Below are 1,016 nucleotides of genomic sequence, written 5' to 3'. Positions count from 1 at the left end.
TAGAGCTTCCCCCTTCATCACCAAACAGACTAATATGAACTTGTTATCTTTATTCGTACTCATCCCGCTGGTCATGCTCCTCGGCTTGTGGCTTGCCCGCGACGTCAAGGGCGTGCGTGCGGTCATGGTCGTAGGTAGTACGGCGTTGCTGGCCTTGGCCGGTTATCTGACGATAACCTTCTTGGGCGACCGCGCTGCCGGCGCCACCGATGAGATGCTCTATACCGCTTCGTTTAGCTGGTTCGAGCCCCTTCATATCAAATATTCTGTCGGTGTAGACGGTATCAGCGTAGCCATGTTGCTGCTCTCAGCTGTCATCGTCTTTACCGGTACCTTTGCCTCCTGGCAGCTCAAGCCGATGACCAAGGAGTACTTCCTCTGGTTCACCCTGCTGAGTTTGGGTGTATTCGGCTTCTTCATCTCTATCGACATGTTCGCCATGTTCATGTTCTACGAGATAGCCCTTATCCCGATGTACCTCCTTATCGGTGTATGGGGTAGCGGCAAGAAGGAGTACGCCGCCATGAAGCTGACCCTCATGCTGATGGGTGGTTCAGCCTTCCTGATGTGCGGTATCTTCGGTATCTTCTACGGTGCCGGTGGCCAGACGATGAACATTGTCGAGATTGCCAACCACACGGGTGGTGCTCACGCCATCGACTTTGCCCAGCAGTGCATTTGGTTCCCCCTGACCTTTATCGGCTTCGGCGTACTGGGTGCCCTGTTCCCCTTCCATACGTGGAGCCCCGACGGTCACGCATCTGCCCCCACGGCAGTGTCCATGCTTCACGCCGGTGTGCTGATGAAGCTTGGTGGTTACGGTTGCTTCCGTATCGCCATGTACCTCATGCCTGAGGCTGCCAATGAGCTGGGCTGGATATTCCTTATCCTCACCGGTATCTCTGTGGTTTACGGTGCCTTCTCCGCTTGCGTACAGACCGACCTGAAGTACATCAATGCTTACAGCTCCGTATCTCACTGCGGCTTGGTGCTTTATGGATCGCACGAGCGGCGTG

At 55.1% G+C, this 1,016-nt stretch carries 1 protein-coding gene; it reads left to right on the top strand.

Going from position 1 to position 1,016, the window contains the following annotated elements; translation table 11 throughout:
- Positions 1–40: 40 nt before the first annotated feature.
- Positions 41–1,016 (top strand): NuoM family protein (locus Q4P78_RS09475; protein ID WP_303340118.1); only part of this gene is annotated, 976 nt, incomplete at its 3' end.

Origin of the sequence: Rothia sp. (in: high G+C Gram-positive bacteria) (assembly GCF_030540545.1) — a bacterium.
Taxonomy (GTDB): domain Bacteria; phylum Actinomycetota; class Actinomycetes; order Actinomycetales; family Micrococcaceae; genus Rothia.
Note: the sequence above shows the minus strand (reverse complement) of the source record. Positions and strands in the feature narration are given on the sequence as shown.